This window comes from Dyadobacter arcticus (genome assembly GCF_011762185.1).
GTDB lineage: Bacteria > Bacteroidota > Bacteroidia > Cytophagales > Spirosomataceae > Dyadobacter > Dyadobacter arcticus.
In genome coordinates this window covers 277214-294567 of record NZ_JAASQJ010000005.1, presented here as the reverse complement: position 1 = coordinate 294567, position 17354 = coordinate 277214, and the positions used below count along the sequence as shown (strand labels likewise).

The 17354-nt window shown below is 44.4% G+C and carries 14 protein-coding genes, 1 tRNA gene and 1 pseudogene; 6 read left to right on the top strand and 10 right to left on the bottom strand.

Annotation, left to right across the window (positions count from 1 at the left end; genetic code table 11):
* Positions 1-54: 54 nt before the first annotated feature.
* Both FHS68_RS22795 and FHS68_RS22790 read right to left on the bottom strand, forming a co-directional pair.
* On the bottom strand, positions 55-1554 hold the full coding sequence (locus tag FHS68_RS22795; RefSeq protein WP_167275403.1) for a RagB/SusD family nutrient uptake outer membrane protein: 1500 nt from the start codon (positions 1552-1554) through the stop codon (positions 55-57).
* A gap of 19 nt (positions 1555-1573) precedes the next feature.
* On the bottom strand, positions 1574-4660 hold the full coding sequence (locus FHS68_RS22790; protein WP_229212027.1) for a SusC/RagA family TonB-linked outer membrane protein: 3087 nt from the start codon (positions 4658-4660) through the stop codon (positions 1574-1576).
* 170 nt (positions 4661-4830) lie between these two features.
* On the opposite strand from FHS68_RS22790, the gene FHS68_RS22785 reads away from it, so the two are divergent.
* Complete coding sequence (locus FHS68_RS22785) at positions 4831-8895, top strand: hybrid sensor histidine kinase/response regulator transcription factor (RefSeq protein ID WP_167275395.1); 4065 nt, start codon at positions 4831-4833, stop codon at positions 8893-8895.
* 82 nt (positions 8896-8977) lie between these two features.
* Complete coding sequence (locus FHS68_RS22780; protein ID WP_167275392.1) at positions 8978-9400, top strand: helix-turn-helix domain-containing protein; 423 nt, start codon at positions 8978-8980, stop codon at positions 9398-9400.
* Positions 9401-9597: 197 nt separating this feature from the next.
* On the opposite strand, the gene FHS68_RS22775 is transcribed toward FHS68_RS22780, so the two are convergent.
* Genes FHS68_RS22775 through FHS68_RS26875 form a run of 3 tightly spaced genes read right to left on the bottom strand, consistent with a single transcriptional unit; the run spans position 9598 to position 10640 of the window.
* On the bottom strand, positions 9598-9972 hold the full coding sequence (locus FHS68_RS22775) for a VOC family protein (protein WP_167275389.1): 375 nt from the start codon (positions 9970-9972) through the stop codon (positions 9598-9600).
* A gap of 36 nt (positions 9973-10008) precedes the next feature.
* On the bottom strand, positions 10009-10425 hold the full coding sequence (locus FHS68_RS22770) for an Ohr family peroxiredoxin (protein ID WP_167275387.1): 417 nt from the start codon (positions 10423-10425) through the stop codon (positions 10009-10011).
* Between the two features lie 14 nt (positions 10426-10439).
* Positions 10440-10640: an SDR family NAD(P)-dependent oxidoreductase gene (locus FHS68_RS26875; RefSeq protein WP_374757533.1), complete on the bottom strand. Its 201-nt coding sequence runs from the start codon at positions 10638-10640 to the stop codon at positions 10440-10442.
* A gap of 230 nt (positions 10641-10870) precedes the next feature.
* On the opposite strand from FHS68_RS26875, the gene FHS68_RS22760 reads away from it, so the two are divergent.
* The 3 genes and pseudogenes from FHS68_RS22760 (at position 10871) to FHS68_RS22750 (ending at position 12853) form a co-directional block, all read left to right on the top strand.
* A complete protein-coding gene (locus FHS68_RS22760) occupies positions 10871-11251 on the top strand; it encodes a winged helix-turn-helix transcriptional regulator (RefSeq protein WP_167275382.1) in 381 nt (126 codons plus the stop codon).
* Between the two features lie 497 nt (positions 11252-11748).
* Positions 11749-12069 (top strand): annotated as a pseudogene (locus tag FHS68_RS22755) (helix-turn-helix domain-containing protein); the annotation flags it as partial.
* Between the two features lie 340 nt (positions 12070-12409).
* On the top strand, positions 12410-12853 hold the full coding sequence (locus FHS68_RS22750; RefSeq protein WP_167275377.1) for a nuclear transport factor 2 family protein: 444 nt from the start codon (positions 12410-12412) through the stop codon (positions 12851-12853).
* 48 nt (positions 12854-12901) lie between these two features.
* Here the strand turns inward: FHS68_RS22750 and FHS68_RS22745 are convergent, their stop codons facing one another.
* The 4 genes from FHS68_RS22745 to FHS68_RS22730 form a co-directional block, all read right to left on the bottom strand.
* A complete protein-coding gene (locus tag FHS68_RS22745) occupies positions 12902-13054 on the bottom strand; it encodes a hypothetical protein (RefSeq protein WP_167275375.1) in 153 nt (50 codons plus the stop codon).
* A gap of 597 nt (positions 13055-13651) precedes the next feature.
* Positions 13652-13725 (bottom strand) — tRNA-Arg (locus FHS68_RS22740).
* Positions 13726-13815: 90 nt separating this feature from the next.
* The gene (locus tag FHS68_RS22735; protein ID WP_167275372.1) at positions 13816-14595 is read right to left on the bottom strand and encodes an enoyl-CoA hydratase/isomerase family protein; all 780 of its coding nucleotides are present in this window, start codon (positions 14593-14595) and stop codon (positions 13816-13818) included.
* A 17-nt stretch (positions 14596-14612) separates the two neighbouring features.
* A complete protein-coding gene (locus tag FHS68_RS22730; protein WP_229212026.1) occupies positions 14613-15227 on the bottom strand; it encodes a hypothetical protein in 615 nt (204 codons plus the stop codon).
* A gap of 214 nt (positions 15228-15441) precedes the next feature.
* Here FHS68_RS22730 and asnS point away from each other — a divergent pair, with 214 nt between their 5' ends.
* Positions 15442-16878 (top strand): asparagine--tRNA ligase, encoded by a 1437-nt coding sequence (asnS, locus tag FHS68_RS22725; RefSeq protein ID WP_167275369.1) that lies wholly within the window; start codon positions 15442-15444, stop codon positions 16876-16878.
* 67 nt (positions 16879-16945) lie between these two features.
* On the opposite strand, the gene FHS68_RS22720 is transcribed toward asnS, so the two are convergent.
* Positions 16946-17191, bottom strand: coding sequence for a hypothetical protein (locus tag FHS68_RS22720; RefSeq protein WP_167275366.1), 246 nt, complete (start codon positions 17189-17191; stop codon positions 16946-16948).
* Between the last annotated feature and the right edge of the window lie 163 nt (positions 17192-17354).

Below are 17354 nucleotides of genomic sequence, written 5' to 3'. Positions count from 1 at the left end.
CAGGTCAAGTTGAACGAAAGCCGATGGCCGGGTGCTGACAGCCGACAGCTTATGTCAGTAACCCTTCGTTTGTTCAATTTTTCCTTCCCCTACATTAATCACATATTGCGGCACAGGGAAAAGCTCTGATGGTCCGTGCGTTACTTTTCCAGCTGCTTCCAATGCGGATGCCCACTTGCCGTGCCTTACAAGGTCGATTTTACGGATGCCTTCGAAGTAGAATTCCCAGCCACGTTCGCGCAAAATGGCGTCGTTGAATGCAACCTTGGATGCCGTAGCTGTGGCCGATAATGCTGCAATCCCGCCATGTTTGGCCCTTACTTCATTTACCAATCCAATCGATTCGGCAGTCGGGCCTGCTTGCTGATTAATGGCCTCAGCGAGCATTAGCAGTACATCTGCGTAACGCAGCACAGGTATGTCATTGCCTTGAAGATCTGCTCCGGGCGTTGATTCGTCAGGGTATTTTTTCAAAACCGGGCCGCGCATATTGGTTCGGTTTCTGGCTTTTCCTGATTTGTCGGTGTAAGTCGGGATGAGCAGATTTCTTCTTTTATCAGCCGGATCAAATGTGTCGTAAAACGCCCAGGTTGGACAAAACACGCCGCTCGGGCTCGCCCAGCCGCCGTTCACTTTGGTACTTTTAAAATCACCAGGCAGGCAATACATGACCAGCGCATTGAAATTTCCACCCGCCTCGCCGGTCGATAACGGGTCGCAATTCACAGCCCAAATTGTTTCTGAATTAACTTCCGATGATTCACGGAATAAGCCTGCATAATCTGTGACCAGGCTGTATTTGCCCAATGCGATCGTTGCTCTGGCTGCTTTTTCAGCTTCAGCCCAGTTTTTTTCATTGAGGTAAAGTCTTGTTAACATGCCCAGCGCCAATCCCTTATTAAACCTGCCATATTCCGACGGACTCAGCTCCAGATGTTCTGCCGCAAAACGCAGATCTTCCGAGATTGTGGAAACATAAGATTCCCTTGAAGGGCGCGTGAGATCACTTTCAGCATTCGTATTGATTTTCGATGCATCCAGAATGATGGGAACCGGGCCGTACATATGCAGCAGATAGTACATCGTCCAGGCGCGTCCCATGCGGGCTTCCGCCATAAATCTGTTCTTCGAGGCATCACTGAGCGTCGATTTTTCCACGTCCGCGATCACCTGCGTCATGCGGGTAATGTAGCGCACCTTTTCAAAGTGGCTTTGTTTGCCTTGCGTTTTCAGGAACGTAAAATCCCCTTTGCTGAAAAACTCCCAGAAACCGCCCCATTCGGTGAAAATGTTCATCTGATCAGTAGGCAGATCGAACATAGCCAAATGGCCGTATTCTGGACTAAAGAACATATTTTGATACTCCACATCACTATATCCCCATTTGGAACCGAAGGGTTTGTAAGCTTGCAATGCATAAAGTTCGAAATCTGCTTCCGTCTTTGGGAAATTGGCCGGAGAAAGCACGCCTGTCAGCACGGGATCAAAATTTTTCTCGCAGCCGCTGATCGACAGACTGGCCGCCAGGATGCTGGCAATGATTATCTTTTTCATTTGATTGAATGTCTGGATGTTAAAAATTAGCCTTTAAACCAAGTGATAGCGTGCGCACCATCGGATAAGGAGCCGGCCCGCCTTTGATCGAATTGGCCTGAATTTCAGGATCGACGCCTTTGAAGCCGGTCAGGATGAATGCATTCTGCACGTCAGCAAAAACCCGCACACTTTTGATGTATTTGGTCAACCCGCCGGAATTGATGGTGTAGCCCAATGTAATGTTACGGATGCGCATGAAATCCCTTTTCGCAAGCCTGGTATCCAGTCCTGCATCCAGCGCAATCGCTGCCTCGTTATATGCAGCGCCTGGCAATGTTCCGGCTGGATTTGCCGTGCTCCATGCGTCCTTAATCCGCTCCGTACCACTCTGATTTCCCGATAACAAACCCACCGGATCACCCCATAATGTTGTAAAATCATTGCCCCAAGCCCCATATTGGCCATACATGAACACGCTCAGATCAAATTTGCCATGGGTGAAATTGTTACCGAACCCGATGATCGCCTTGGGAATGCCCGAGTAACTTTTCACATCGTTGAAATCCAGTTTTCCGTCTCCATTGTTATCCACAAAAAGTGGGTTACCCGGCTTGCTTGCTCCGGCTGGCTGCCACGCGGGCACCTCCTGTCCAGCCTGCAAAATGCCATTGGTTTGATATACATAAATAATATCTCCGCCCACAGGATCATTCACATTGCCGTATTGCGCGGGTGGATCATTCGGGAAACGCTCTACCCATCGGTTTTTGAAATGCGTAACATTGAAAGTTGTATTCCAGCTAAAATTGTTGGTCTTAACATTCTCCGTATTCAAACTCACCTCAAAACCTTTACGACGCTGATGTCCGCCGTTGATGGGTGAAGTAGAGATAATGGACAATTGTTGCGTCGTCGCACTGCTCAGCAAGCGTGTGCGGTTCTCTGTAAAAACGTCAACAGAACCTGTAATGCGTTCTTTGAACAAACCAAAATCCAGACCTGCATTGAACGTCTTCGTGATCGGCCAGCGCAGGTTAGGGTTATCAAATGCTGTGAGGCGATAAGGAAAGTATACCACCGAGCCATTATTAAACGTAACTGCATTAGGATCAGCACCGTAAGCGCCATAAGCCACGCTACCCGGACGTTCGCCCGTGGTGCCGTAACTCGCGCGAAGTTTCAATGTGCTGATGGTTTTGAAATCCTGCATAAATGCCTCATTATTAATCTTCCAGCCCGCTGAAACCGATGGGAAATACTGGTATTTGTTATCCGGGAAAAACTTGTCGGCACCATCACGACGCACGGTCAGCGAAAGCAGGTAACGGTCCAGAAAATCGAAGTTGCTACGGATAAAAAATGAACGCAGCTTGTTGATGCCCCGGTAAGAACCAACGATTTTCGGGCCAGTGGCAGAACCCAGGTTATCCGTATTGATCGCGTCCTGCATATTGGAAGTTTCGACGCTGAAGCCGGAGAAATCTTCCAGGTACTGCCCCACACCCGTCACTACATCGAGATTGAGCCAGTCGCCGAACGATTTTTTGTAGGACATGGTCGCTTCCATTGTCTGGTTTTGTCTGCGTGTTTCGGCCAGAGAAGCCCTCGCCCTGTAAAGTTGTCCCCAGAAAACGGTCACCGGAATGTAAAAGTCACGCACTGAATATTCGCTGTTATTGCCGTATAGCAACTTGGCAGTCAATGTATTTGGAATGATATCGATGTCCAGCGACGTGTTCGCAAGCAAACCTTGTGCCTTGGTTTTGTCTTTGATATTTAATAACGAAACAGGATTTCCGGTTACTGCAAACTGGCTGAAAGTGCCATCTGTGTTGTAAACCGGAACATTGGAAGGATACGCCAATGCGGCCTGCAAAGCATTGAAACCCTGGTTACCCGAACCGCCCGCTTGCCAGCCAGCCTGCGGATTGGTGTAAGCATTGCGGTTCGCATTCACATTTACATTAAGCCTGAATATTTTACTCAAAACAAAAGACACATTCAATCTGCCTGAAAAACGTGTCAGATCCGACTTTTTTATCGATCCAACCTGATTGAAATAATTTCCCGAGAAGAAGTAAGTTGCTTTTTCGGTGCCGCCGTTGACGCTCACATTGTGGTTATCCACGCTTCCTGCACGTAAAACCTGGCCCAGCCAGTCCGTTCCAACTCCCGCGCTTTGAATTTCCTGATCCGTGAATTTCTGCGTGTAACCGGTCAGGTCGGAAGCTACATTGCCAAAAGGTGCCATGTTCCTGTCCGCCTGGTATTTATCTTTACTCAGCTGATTGTAATACAGCATATAATCGCCTGCTTTCAGCGGTTTGAGATAGGGCATATTTCTTGAAAAAGATTGGCTGCCGTCGTAACTCACACTCATCCTGCCTGCTTTTCCTTTTTTGGTAGTAATGATCATTACCCCATTTGCGGCAGACACACCATAGATCGCGGCACTTGCATCTTTCAAAAATTCGATGGATTCAATGTCATTGGGATTCAAACCAGCTAACCCGCCGCGGTTAACGCCTTGAATTTCAACAGAACCATTTCCCGGCTCCATGCTGCTGCTTGGAAGTACAACGCCATCGATTACCAATAACGGATCGCCTTTTCCACGGATTGATACTGAAATATTCCCTCCCGGCTGTGAGCTTTGCTGCGTCACCTGCAAGCCCGCCGCACGGCCAAAAAGTAGTTCCGAAACATTATTATTAGCTGAGGTTGGGATTTTGGTAGGATCCACTTTCGCGATGGCAGTGGTCAGGTTTCGCTTTGCCGTTGTACCATAACCTACAACTACCACTTCATCCAGATTCTGCGTATCCGCAGCCAGCTTGATATCGATTGTCGTACGGTTCGCAATAGCGATTTCCTGCTTGATATAACCTATAAAAGAATAAACAAGAACCTGATCTGCGCCCGACGCTGCGGGCACATTCAGCGAATAATCACCGTTCTGATCGGTAGAAGTTCCACTGTTATTTCCCTTTAACACCACGTTCACCCCCGGCAGCCCACCGCCGGAATTATCAGTCACTTTTCCTTTTACAACCGCCTGCTGAGCGAAAAGAAACGTGCAGGAAGTCATCAGGAAAATCTGCAGTAGCAGTAATTTTTTCTTCATCGGATGATGGATTAAGTTTAGATTTTTCATTGTAATTTCATGGTTGCAAGGTAGATCGGCCGCTCAACTTCGATTAGAAATAATCGGACGCAAAGCGATAATTTTCTGACATTTGTCTGGCATTAATTATATTTTTTGTTCAAAAAGTCAGTTTTTTACTCCAAAAAAGAATGAATCGGGCCGGTAGGATCAGCAGAACGTGGGGGATTATTTTCTTTTTAATAATGGCATGTCTGCATGCGCGTGGACAGGAAAAATTCTTCAACTCGCTGTCCATCCGAGAAGGCTTACCGACCAACCTTATCAATGCAGTTGCGCAGGACCGGAATAACTTCATCTGGATCGCCACAAGCGACGGATTAGCCCGGTACGACGGCTATCATTTCAGGATTTTCAAAAAGGGAGAGACGGTCGGCTCCATTCCCAGCAACGGCGTGCAGGCGATCTATGCCGACGGGGACGATCTCTGGATCGGGACGGGAAAAGGCTTATGCAAAATCAATACGATTACTTTCAAAATCACCCGAACTGTAACCGGAACGAATACCAATATACGCTGTATTTCAAAAGATCGGAATGGTCAGCTTTGGCTTGGCACAATTACTGGGCTTTTAAAATACAACCTGAAAAACGGAACATTCAAAACTTACACCAAGCAAAACAGCCAGCTCAGTCACAACACAGTTCGAACGATGTTTCAGGATAAAAAGGGAACATTATGGGTCGGCACTTATGACGGGCTGAATAAGCTCAATCCGCAAACGGAAACTTTCACGGTTTTTGACCTCAAAAGAAAAGGCACTTCTGCATTAAAAAACAACCTGATCTGCGACATTAAGCCGGTTGCGGAAATCGATTCGCTGATTTGGGTCGGTACGGATACCGGACTTTGCAGGTTTAACATCATTACGGGAACCAATGAAAATCAAAGTGACCAGATTAAATTAAGTAATGATGTTGTAAAGGCAATTTATACCGATAAGGACCGCAATGTGTGGCTGGGCACTGATTTTGGCTTAAATGTTTATGATCCGTTGAGTGGCAAAAACGAGCGCTATTTTCATAATCCGCAGTCGCCCTACTCGATTGCGAACAATGTGATCTGGCAAATATTTGAAGATCAGGCTGGCGTGCTCTGGTTTGTGACTTCCAATGGGATCAGCAAGATCAATCAGCTTGATAATCTTTACCAATATCACCGGGTTACGCAGCAATTGGGTGAACAAACGATTGGCAATCAGGTCAAATCATTCCTTGTCAGCAAAACGGGCGTTTACTGGATCGGGACATTGCATGGTGTGATCCGCTATGATCCAAAAACACTGCAAAGCCGGAAATTCGACATTGATTCTCCTGAAAAAAGCCGGCTGCTGATCAACAATGTTACCATTTTGCATGAAGGCCGCGACGGACGCATCTGGATCGGAACGGTTGCGGGGATTAATGTTTGGGATGACGAAAAGGAGGTTATGCAAGCAGTTACTGCTAATAAGACCAACGGGCTTGCATCCAATTACATCAATAATTTCGTCGAAACCCCGGATGGTTCTTTGCTGGTAGGTACCTGGGAAGGTGGGATTTTTCGGGTAAATGGTGATCTGAATCCACTCGAAAATTTGCGCTTTCAGCTGATCTCCAAGATTGAAACGGAGAAGTTTTTCTATGGAGCCGGATCGTTGTGGTTGATCGAATTTGACGAGCTTTTTAAACTGGATCTTAAAACATTTGAAAAGAGAAAAGTAACGTCGTTCGCCCGTGTTGCCGACCGTAAGACGGTGAATAGCTTATTTCTAGCCAAAAGCGGGATCATCTGGGCGGCGACTCAAAATGGTCTGGTCGAATATAATCCGAAAACGGAGAAAGCATTTTTTCATGCAATCCCAAACTACAACATTGCCAGAACTACGATTACGGAGGATAGAAACGGCAATATATGGACCGCCACCAATGCTGCCCTTGAAAAATTCACCGCTACTGAAAAACGTGTCGAATTTTATCCGCTCAACAAAAATTTGCCACTTAAAAGCTTCTATGCGGGTTGCGTAGCAAGATCGGCCTCCGGAGAATTATTTTTTGGCGGCGATAACGGATATATTTCGTTCTCGCCGGAGAAAGCGATCGCAAACGGATATCAGCCTAAGATTTTCCTAACCAATTTATTGCTGAATAACCAGCCTGTCGAAATCGGGGAAAAGATCAATGATCGGGTGATCCTGGACCGGGACATTTCATTTGCGCAAGCCATTGAGCTGGATTACGGGCAGCGTTCTATCGAATTGCAGTTTGCAGCGCTGCATTTCTGGCAGCCGGAGGTGAATAACTACTCATACAAACTGGAACGCGCCGATGAAAACTGGACGACGACTTCCGGGGAGAAGAATTTTGCGGTATACTCCAATCTTTCGCCCGGAACGTACATTTTTAAAGTAAAAGGGACTAACAATAACGGGATATGGAGCCATGAGACCAGCACGACAAAGATCACCATTAACCCGCCGTTTTTTCTGAGTAAAGGGTTTCTCGCATTATATCTGCTACTGATCGCTGCCGGGGTTTATTTTGGACTAAAAGTCTATTCGGGCCGGATTAAGCTGGAAAATGAGTTAAAAATCAGTAAGCTGGAAATCGCGCACGCCGAGGAAATTGAGCAGACTAAAGAGCAGTTTTTCACCAATATCTCCCACGAACTCCGCACGCCCATCAGTCTGATCTTGCCTCCTATTCACCAGATTATGAGGGATGGAAAACTGAATGCAGATAATTTCAAACTGATTTCACTGGCCGAAAAAAATTCGCACCGACTACTTCGCGTCGTAAACCAGATATTGGATTTCAAAAAAATGCAGAGCGACACGCTTTATCTGAACATCACCAAAGTAGAAATTGTGAGTTTGCTGCATGAGCTTTATTCCCACTTTGCCGATAAGGCTGCGAGGCATGAAATCGACTATACATTTACGAGCAATACGCCGGAATTCGAAATATTTGCCGATGTTGAAAAGGTGGAAACAATGGTGCTTAATCTGCTTTCGAATGCATTTAAGTTTACGCCAAAAGGTGGGACGATCCAGCTAAGCATTGAAATTGTAACCGCTGCTAATGTTTCTGACGAGGTGGTGCAAATATGCATTTCAGATACGGGAACGGGCATTTCAACCGACGACCAGGCACGTATTTTCGAACGCTTTTACCAGACTACCGAGTCCAGAAAAAGGGAAATGGGCTCGGGGATTGGGCTTGCGCTTACGCTGGAGTACGTAAAAATGCATCAGGGCGAGATAACCCTCGACAGCGAGCCGGGTAAAGGAAGTATTTTCACTGTTCTGCTGCCAAAAGGGAATGCGGATAAGCTTCTTGCTCAGGTCAGCGAAATGGACACTTACCCCGTTTTTAATGCTGCGTTGGCAAACTCGAACAAAACTGAAACATTACTACCTGGATCCGAAAAGCCGTTGCTGCTGATCGTGGAGGATAACCCGGATATGGTCGATTTCATCCGCATTAGTCTGAATGAAAAATACCGTTTCGTGATCGCTGGGGATGGTGAAGAAGGTTTGAGAAAAGCCTCAGAATTCCTGCCAGATGTAATCATTTCCGACATTATGATGCCGGTTATGGATGGACTGACCTTTTGTAAATCAATCAAAAGCAATCCGAAAACCAGTCAGCTGTCTGTAATTCTGCTGACGGCCAGAAGTTTGACTTCCCAGAAAATTGAAGGAATCAGAGTAGGAGCCGACGCTTACATTACCAAACCATTTGACATTGAACTACTTTACGCACAAATTGGTAATCTTTTACATCGAAAAAAAGAACTTACAACCTACTTCCGGCATGAGCTGATCGTGACACCGGCCCCCGAAGATGGCAAGGAAAATATGGACGACAAATTTGTCAAAAAGGTGATGAGTGTTATCGAAGCGCACATTTCCGATCCCGATTTCACTGTGGAAATTCTGGGTTCTGAGATTGGTATGAGCTCGGCGCATTTATCCAGAAAACTTAAATCACTGACCCAGTTCTCGGCCAACGAAATCATTAAAAAATACCGCATCAAAAAAGCGTCCCTACTTCTTGAAAATAGGGAAGGGAATATTTCCGAAGTAATGTATGACGTTGGGTTTTCGAATCTCTCCTATTTCTCGAAATGCTTCCGGGAGGAGTTTGGAGTGACGCCGAAGGAGTATGTGAAGAAGGAAGGAAGGAAGTTTAATATCGACATTTCGGCCCGGTAACTTACATTACAACACCCGTAAATTATCCGGAAACTTCCCGCCGGATTTATATAAATTGCCTTTTTAACAAAACACCTTCCGCATGACATCCACTACCTCCAATCCCAAAATCCACGAAGGCCGCAACCTTAAACGCTTCCGCGAAATGCTCGGAATTAAGCAGGATTTCCTTGCGTTCGAGCTCGGCGAAGACTGGAATCAGCAGAAGATATCTTTACTCGAACAAAGGGAAAAGATCGATTCTGATATTTTGGAGCAAGTTTCGGCTATTCTTAAAATCCCGGCGGAGGCGATTCGGAATTTTGATGAGGAGCAGGCAATTAATGTTATTTCCAATACATTCCACGACGGAGCTTTTATAGGAAGTTCAGAAATAACTTACCATAACAATCCACTTGCCGAAATAAAGAAGTTGCATGAAGATAAAATGGAGCTTTATGAGCGGATGTTGAAGGAGAAGGATGAGATGATGGGGCGGTTGGAGCGGTTGATTGGGGGGAGGTAGGTTTATATGGCGATGATTGAATAACAACAGAAAGGTAAAAAAATACTTTCAGTCTTAAACTGACTATCAAATAGGAGGGGATTGTACGTAAACCCCAATAATGGCGTAAACGCAGATGGATATAGCGCAAAGCTGATAGAAATATCAATGATAACACTTCTATCAGCTATTTTACAAAGATACGGGAGAGCTCTGTATTAACCCATTGAATGGAACCCTACCTTGTTTCCTTCTGTGTCGATAAAAAGTGCAATAAAGCCCCTGTTGTCACCAATAGCAGTTTTCGGCAGAATAACTGTTCCACCGGCACTTTCTACTCTGCCTAATGGAACTGAAAGGTCATTTCCGCCATCTAAGTAAACAGTTGTGCCAGTCATTGCAGGAACAAAGTTTTCGCCGCTAGCAATTGCTCCGCCAAATCCGCCTTGTTGTGGATCAGACGGTAAATAGGCATATTGCATATGAGGATTAGGGTCTTCATGAATTTGAGCATCTAACACTGTAGCATAAAATGCTTTTGCTCTAGCGAAATCTGTTGCCGGGATTTCAAACCAATTTAGAGTATTTACCATGTTTATTAAATTTTATTTGTTTTTGTCGGTTTTTAATTAATTTGGTGCGACTTCATAAATAGTGTTTATATTACCTTTTGTTGCTTTTGAATAAGAACAAATTGATTTAGTGGCTTCTACCAGTTTTTTCGCCGTATCGTAGTCTACATCATTTATTTTAATTAGAAGATGGGCTCCAAGATCATAATTACCGTCTGAATGCAATACACCAATTTTAGCCGTCACAGTAACGTCTCCAATTTTAACTTTTTCGATTCCTGCGGCAATTGTTAAACTAGTACCAAAACAAGCCGACCAAGCTGCCGCGAAGAGTTGTTCTGGATTGGTTGCTCCACCAGCTCCGCCCATTTCTTTGGGAAATCTGATGTCTAAATCCAATAAACCATCTGATGATTTTGCGTGACCGTTTCGACCTGCTAACGTTGTCACTTCTGCTTCATAAATTTTTTCCATTTTTTGAATTTTAATTAATTAGTATTTATTTGAACTTGAATGCCTTGTTTGCGAAGCGTAGGTAAGAACGCATTGTTTACTCTAACACAACCAAGCACATTGGTGTCAAAAAATAGTTTGTGATCATCAATCATATACGACTCCTGAATCCCTCCTCCATAGATGCCTGCATTGTTAATAATCACATCTATTTTGCCGTTTGTTTTTGAAAGAATTAGCGATTTAGCCTCTGTACTTTGTTTTTCCCATTCGTGTTTCTCATGGTAGCATAAACAGTATGTTTATGTTCTGCAAGAAGTTTGGCGGTAATATTGCCAACGCCTGTGCTTGCTCCTGTAATCAGAATGTTTTTATTTGATATATCTATTAGTATTAATTAATCTTGTACTTCAAATATCAAGTGTTAATATTTTTCAGACAAGTAGGGCAATTAATCTAAGTAAGTATGAAAAAAGATACTGTTATTGATAATCAGGAGGTTAAAAACAAAGAATTAATTGTTTTTGATGAAAATACATGCCCGGTAACCTCAACAATGCAAGTTTTGGGCGGTAAATGGAAACCAATTCTCATCAATGCTATTTATTTTACCTCACCAGCGAGGTTCGGAGAACTAAGACGAAGTGTGAAAGGAATTAATCAATCAATGCTCACTTCACAACTTCGTGAACTGGAAGATGACGGGATCATTAGCAGGAAAATCTATGCTGAAATTCCACCGCGAGTAGAATACACACTAACCGAATTTGGGTTAACACTTTCGCCGATTTTGCAATCAATGGCTAAGTGGGGAAATGAGTATAGAATAAAGAAGCAAAAGGTGTAAAGCACTAAAATTTCTAACCCTTAACTGTACGTAGAGTTCAGCAGGGTTCTAACGCGTAGGATATATTAACACCCAATCTTTAAACCGCTAGATCCAGTAACCGGGATGATAAAGGTATTGAGTGAAGAATAACCTAATACGAACGGCACCTTAGCCGAAGCATATAGATTTTGTCTATGGGCTTTAACTGAAAAATTATACGGTGGTTTTTACGTACTCTGATAATATCCGAAAAGTAGCAAATTGTGCGTCACAAGGTGCCGTATATAACAAATTGGTGTTCTTACATCACGTTAAACCGTACTTTTCAAGTGTTTACTTCCATCCCTATGTTTCCCCAATTTTGTTATAAAATCCGTTGATTCTGTTAGATCTGCTTTTTGAAAGTTGCACAACTTTGCAATACAAAAACAGAACATTATTAAAATTGTAATAACTGGTTCGCTAGGAAATATTGGTAAACCCTTATCAGAAGAATTAATCCAACCGCCTCTGAAAGCGGCATTCCAACCGTTCAAATGCTTGCCGAAAAACTGGGTATGTCGGCAAGCTATCTCAGCGATATGCTGCGCTCTTTGACAGGAGAAAATGCCCAGCACCATATTCAGGAAAAACTCGTGGAAAAAGCGAAGGAAAGACTTTCAACTTCCAACTTGTCCGTATCTGAAATCGCCTATGAACTGGGATTTGAATACCCTCAGTCTTTCAGCCGCCTGTTCGAAACAAAAACAAGCCTTTCCACACTTGCTTTCAGGCAATCATTTTGTCTAGGATATAAAACGCCTCCCCAATATTGGGGATGGTGGATCATTTCATAATTCTTTAATTTTGAGCAGGACTAAAACTGGAAGAATTTGAGACCCTTTACACTAGCCAATACTATTATAGTGTACGGGTCAGTGAATATCGTTTAGCAGGCCATATCGCTGTTGAACCCAAACTCGGAAGCTTTGCCTTCAAACCGTATCTGGAATTTGCATAACCTGCCCACAAGCAGAATTTTTTTGAGTGAGGCTGTCAACATGTCGGTCATATCCATCGTTTTTTTTTACAATAGCGTCAACTGATCTAGTATATCATCCTCTAATTCAGTCATTAAGACCTTCTTAACTCACGGGCCAATTAATACTTAAATTATTCAACCAAACGCCAAAGCTAATGAAAACGCAAACAATCACCCTTGCCCTGTTGCTAATGAAAACCGTCTCTTTTGCCCAGACTAATTTGCTTGACGAGTTTCCGGCGATGATGAAAGCCCGCAATGCCGACCCAATAAACTGGCTTCATACCCATACTACGCCAGACATGACGTTCATCGCCGGACATGACGGATCGCTTCAAAATAAGGACTGGATGATGGGACTTTTGAAATCTCAGAAAAGTCATCAGACGGAGATTACGAACCTCAAAGTCCATCAGGCGGGTGACCTGGCCGTAGCAACGGGTATCAGTACCATTACCATCGTCGCATTGGATGGAGGTAAAACCAGCACCTATAAGGATGCCTTCACGTATACCCTGCGCTGGATGAAAGAGGGCCTTGATTCAGTACCCAAATGGATGATGACGAATATACATCATACCAAAATAGAATATAAATAAATCCCAAACCAACCATACGCACTAGCTGATAGTTGCTTTTGCCCGGAATTATGCCACCCAATCAACAGACTCTGCCAAAGTCAAGTCGATTTGCTTTACTTTCATTCTTGGAATTCTTGATGCAGGCAACCTTCTTGAAATATCCATGGTAAACTTACGCTCGCCGGCAACTGGCACATCCACTTCAAAGGAAGCTTTCATTGCATAGTATGCAATGTCAATTTTTTGATCAGCAAAATATTTCCAAATCTGGCCATTGGCGTGGCCATTACTTGCATAGGAAGCGTAAAGGTCGAGCTGTCAGCCGAACGGATCGTGATGGGTTTTTCCTAGACATCTTCAATGACTTTTACCTAGCCAATGTAAATGGTGTAGTTTAGGCGTCGGGTCTAGATTTCTACCGGCAGTGGGTTATAAATCGTGATTTTGCTTATCAATTTGATTCGTTCGGCATCAATATTCGATGCTCTCAAGAGGCGTTGATATTGTTCGTCTGAAACTTGATGCATATCTGTCTGTCAAGTTTGATGTTCGCCGTGTTTGACGACCAAAGAGTAAAAAAATCTTTTGCGGATATTCTAACTAATTTTTTAATAGGTTTAGTAGTAGTCAAATCTATTGCAACTTTTATTGCAACAAAAACAAAAAAGACCTAGCAAATTTTGCTTAAGTCTTTGATTTTGAAGTGGTCACGTAGGGATTCGAACGGCACCGGCCGCCCGGCCCAAACCTCCTGATCCATAGTCAGCCTGGACAGAAAACAAAAAAGCGCCAATCATGCGAAAGGCGCCTTAGTTGTGGTCACGTAGGGATTCGAACCCCAAACCTCCTGATCCGTAGTCAGGTGCTCTATCCAATTGAGCTACGCAACCATTTCCCGAACGGGACTGCAAAGATAGATAATGTGCTTTGTTAGAGCAAGGCGAGATTGAGGAAAAATTAATAAAATACGCCCCATCGCATCAATACCCCTTAAAATCAGCCTTTTTCTTTTGCAAAAAAGATGAAATCCCTTCCCTCGCATCTTGGCTTTCAAATAAAATATCCTGATTAACACGCTCAAATTCCTGCATTCTTGCCAGATCGGATTGGAAAGATTGGTTCAAAACTTTCTTGATCATGCCAATTGCCAGCGTTGGGGCGGACTGATAGTATGTTGTCAGTTTTTCGATTTCACCGTCTAGTTCTGCAGCAGGAACAGCTTTGTTGATCAATCCTATTTGTGCTGCCTCAGTAGCGGATACTTTTCGGCCGGTTGTGGCTAGTTCGAATGCTTTTGCGGCTCCCACTAATCTTGGCAGAAAGAATGTTGCTCCCGCATCGGGCATTAACCCGATTTGGACGAAAAGTAAACTCAGATAAGATTCTTCGCTGGCGATGATCATATCGCAGGCTAATGCAAGCGAGCAACCCGCACCTACAGCCAGGCCATTTAAGCGACAAATTACTGGCTTTGGAATTTCGCGGATCGCATCGATCATCGGTTCGTAAAACTCCTCCAATGTTTCGGATGCCGTTTTTTTACTTTCAGTTGCTTCTTTCAAATCGGCTCCGGAACAAAAGGCTTTATCGCCTGCGCCGGTGATGACCACGACCCGGACGGTTTCGTCGGCATGCGCAACCAGCACGGCCTGGGTAATTTCACGGATCAGCTCCGGATTTAACGCATGGTAAACCTGCGGACGGTTTAGCGTGATCCGCGCGATTCCCTGCTGGCTTTTATATAGGATATGCTGATACATCGGACGAAGTGTTTGTATCAAAAGAAAAAATAAATGGTCATACTACTTACCAGGATGCCCGAAATAAAACCTCCCAGAATTTGTGCAGGGGTGTGGGCATTCATCTGAAGACGCGCGCTAAGTACGAAGCCGCCAATTAATAGCGTTGCCAGTATTGGGGCCAGCAATGCTACTTCGTCAAACCGGATCAGCAGTCCGGCCAAAATGCCAAGTGAACCGCCAATGCCGGCTGCATGGGCACTGATTTTCCAGAAATAACTGATGATTGTAATGATAGCCAGAGATAGGGTCGCACTGCCGAGGATGACGGAAATCTGAGGAGCCAGCTCACCAATTGGCTGTAACTGCCAGCCAAACAGGTAGGTTGCGAGTCCGTAGATAATGGTACACGCGAGAAAAGGTATCCGACGTTCCTCAATATTGTCAACATGCAAGCTGCTGATGACACCCATTTTTTTGAAATAATAAATAACTACCGTTGGTGCGATGAAGGTGTTTATAAACAAAAGCAACAAAAGGCTTCCCAATGCCGGTAATTCAAATGCACTCACGCCGACGAGGTCGGGGGACAATAAAAACAGTAATGCGAAGAGGTAGGTGGTAAGGATCAGCGGGTGGAAAGCTACTGACAATATTAGGGCAAGTCGGTTATTCAAAACAGCGGTTTTATCTGAGTATGGAAAACAAAATTAAGCTGAAATCCATACTGTACAAGGCTGATCGCTGCCAGAAAAGTAAGTTGCAGCCCTTAAATAGGTTTTAATAGGGTAATTTGTAATTTTGCGCCTCATTCGAAAAACCCGTTTTGGGTTTTATTATTGACATTTAGATTGAATTGACAAGAACATGGGACCGTTGCAAATCAAGGAAATATTACAAACTGCTCCTGAAAACCAGGCTGTAACATTAAAGGGCTGGGTAAGAACAAAGAGGGAAAGCAAGAATGCAATTTTCATCGCACTGAATGACGGGTCCACCATTCATAATATACAGGCCGTAGCCGAGCCAGGACAATTTTCACCCGAACTGCTTCTGTCGGTTACCACCGGCGCCTGCCTTAAAATAGAGGGTCAACTTGTCGAATCACAGGGATCTGGTCAAACGGTTGAAGTGAAAATTACGGATATCCTCGTTTACGGTGCCGCCGATCCCGACGCTTATCCATTGCAGCCAAAAAAACATTCACTGGAATTTTTGCGCGAGATCGCCCATTTGCGTCCGCGTACCAATACTTTCAGCGCCATTTTGCGGATTCGCCACGTGCTGGCTTTTGCTGTGCATCAATATTATAACGATAACGGCTTTTTTTATCTGCATACGCCTGTAATTACCGCTTCGGATGCGGAAGGAGCGGGCGAAATGTTCAGGGTTACTACATTGGATCTGAATAAATTGCCAAGAACAGAAGACGGGGCAATCAACTTTAAGGAAGACTTTTTTGGTCGTGAAGCCAATCTTACCGTTTCAGGACAATTGGAAGGGGAATTGGGTGCGATGGCGCTTTCGAAGATTTATACTTTCGGGCCCACATTCCGGGCTGAGAATTCCAATACGACACGGCATTTGGCAGAATTCTGGATGATTGAACCGGAAATGGCTTTTTTCGAGCTGGAAGATAACATGGACCTCGCCGAGGATTTTGTAAAAAAGGTAATTGCATATGCATTGGAGCATTGCAAAGACGATCTTAACTTTTTGCAAAGCAGACTGGCAGAAGAGGAAAAGAACAAACCACAAAACGAACGTTCGATACCGCTTCTTGAAAAACTAAGTTTTGTGGTAGACAATCCTTTCGAGCGTCTGACTTATACCGAAGCCATTGATATTTTATTAAAATCAAAACCACATAAAGAGAAAAAATTCCAATATCCGGTAGGGTGGGGCATCGATCTTTCCAGCGAGCACGAGCGCTATCTGGTTGAAAAACACTTTAAAAAACCGGTAATCCTGACCAATTACCCGCGTGAGATTAAGTCATTTTATATGAAGCTGGACGAGGATGGAAAAACGGTGCGTGCGATGGACGTCCTTTTCCCGGGAATTGGAGAAATCATTGGAGGCAGTCAGCGTGAAGATAACTACGAGAAATTGCTGGAACGTGTTCACGAAGTCGGTATTGACCCCCAAACTATTTGGTGGTATCTCGAAACCCGCAAGTTCGGCACGGCGCCCCATTCTGGGTTTGGATTGGGTTTTGAGCGTTTGGTGCAATTCGTGACCGGCATGGGGAACATCCGGGATGTGATTCCTTTCCCGAGGTATCCGAAAAGCGCGGAGTTTTAAAAGTTAAAATAAATGCCCAGGCGATATTCTATTGCCTGGGCATTCTCTGTAATACGGCACTATGTTCCTACGCCGCCTTCATTGCCGCCATATTCTGGCAAAAAAGCATAAGATCACGAAATGTGTAGAAGATATCCAGCTTGCGCGGGTTGTGGCCAGCTTCCAGCTCATAACTTTGAAAACCGCTGTAAATCTCCCAAAGATGCTCGGCCATTTCGGCAGGCGTGTTGAGCTCAAATAACTGTTGCAATTGCTGGCGGTACGCCAAGCACATCGAATCCGGAGATTCGGCAGAGTGTGTTTGTTGGTTCATTTTGCATTTTATTTTGGGATGGGAAAAAATTAAAAATGCCCTGTCTTAGGTGTCCCGCGCCTATGCAAAGGCGCCCAGGAGCTTTCGCTTGATCCACACCGTAACAGGGCAATACTTACTAGATTTTTCATTTTGCATATATTTAAATTGGGAGTGCGAATAT

Bases quoted from the DNA above. Each gene is read 5' to 3' on its own strand.
- FHS68_RS22780 (WP_167275392.1), top strand. From the start codon at position 8,978: ATGACATCCACTACCTCCAATCCCAAAATCCACGAAGGCCGCAACCTT.
- asnS (WP_167275369.1), top strand. From the start codon at position 15,442: ATGGGACCGTTGCAAATCAAGGAAATATTACAAACTGCTCCTGAAAAC.
- FHS68_RS22775 (WP_167275389.1), bottom strand. From the start codon at position 9,972: ATGGTAAATACTCTAAATTGGTTTGAAATCCCGGCAACAGATTTCGCT.
- FHS68_RS22770 (WP_167275387.1), bottom strand. From the start codon at position 10,425: ATGGAAAAAATTTATGAAGCAGAAGTGACAACGTTAGCAGGTCGAAAC.
- FHS68_RS22760 (WP_167275382.1), top strand. From the start codon at position 10,871: ATGAAAAAAGATACTGTTATTGATAATCAGGAGGTTAAAAACAAAGAA.
- FHS68_RS22720 (WP_167275366.1), bottom strand. From the start codon at position 17,191: ATGAACCAACAAACACACTCTGCCGAATCTCCGGATTCGATGTGCTTG.
- FHS68_RS22750 (WP_167275377.1), top strand. From the start codon at position 12,410: ATGAAAACGCAAACAATCACCCTTGCCCTGTTGCTAATGAAAACCGTC.
- FHS68_RS22735 (WP_167275372.1), bottom strand. From the start codon at position 14,595: ATGTATCAGCATATCCTATATAAAAGCCAGCAGGGAATCGCGCGGATC.
- FHS68_RS22790 (WP_229212027.1), bottom strand. From the start codon at position 4,660: ATGAAGAAAAAATTACTGCTACTGCAGATTTTCCTGATGACTTCCTGC.
- FHS68_RS22785 (WP_167275395.1), top strand. From the start codon at position 4,831: ATGAATCGGGCCGGTAGGATCAGCAGAACGTGGGGGATTATTTTCTTT.
- FHS68_RS22745 (WP_167275375.1), bottom strand. From the start codon at position 13,054: ATGAAAGCTTCCTTTGAAGTGGATGTGCCAGTTGCCGGCGAGCGTAAG.
- FHS68_RS22795 (WP_167275403.1), bottom strand. From the start codon at position 1,554: ATGAAAAAGATAATCATTGCCAGCATCCTGGCGGCCAGTCTGTCGATC.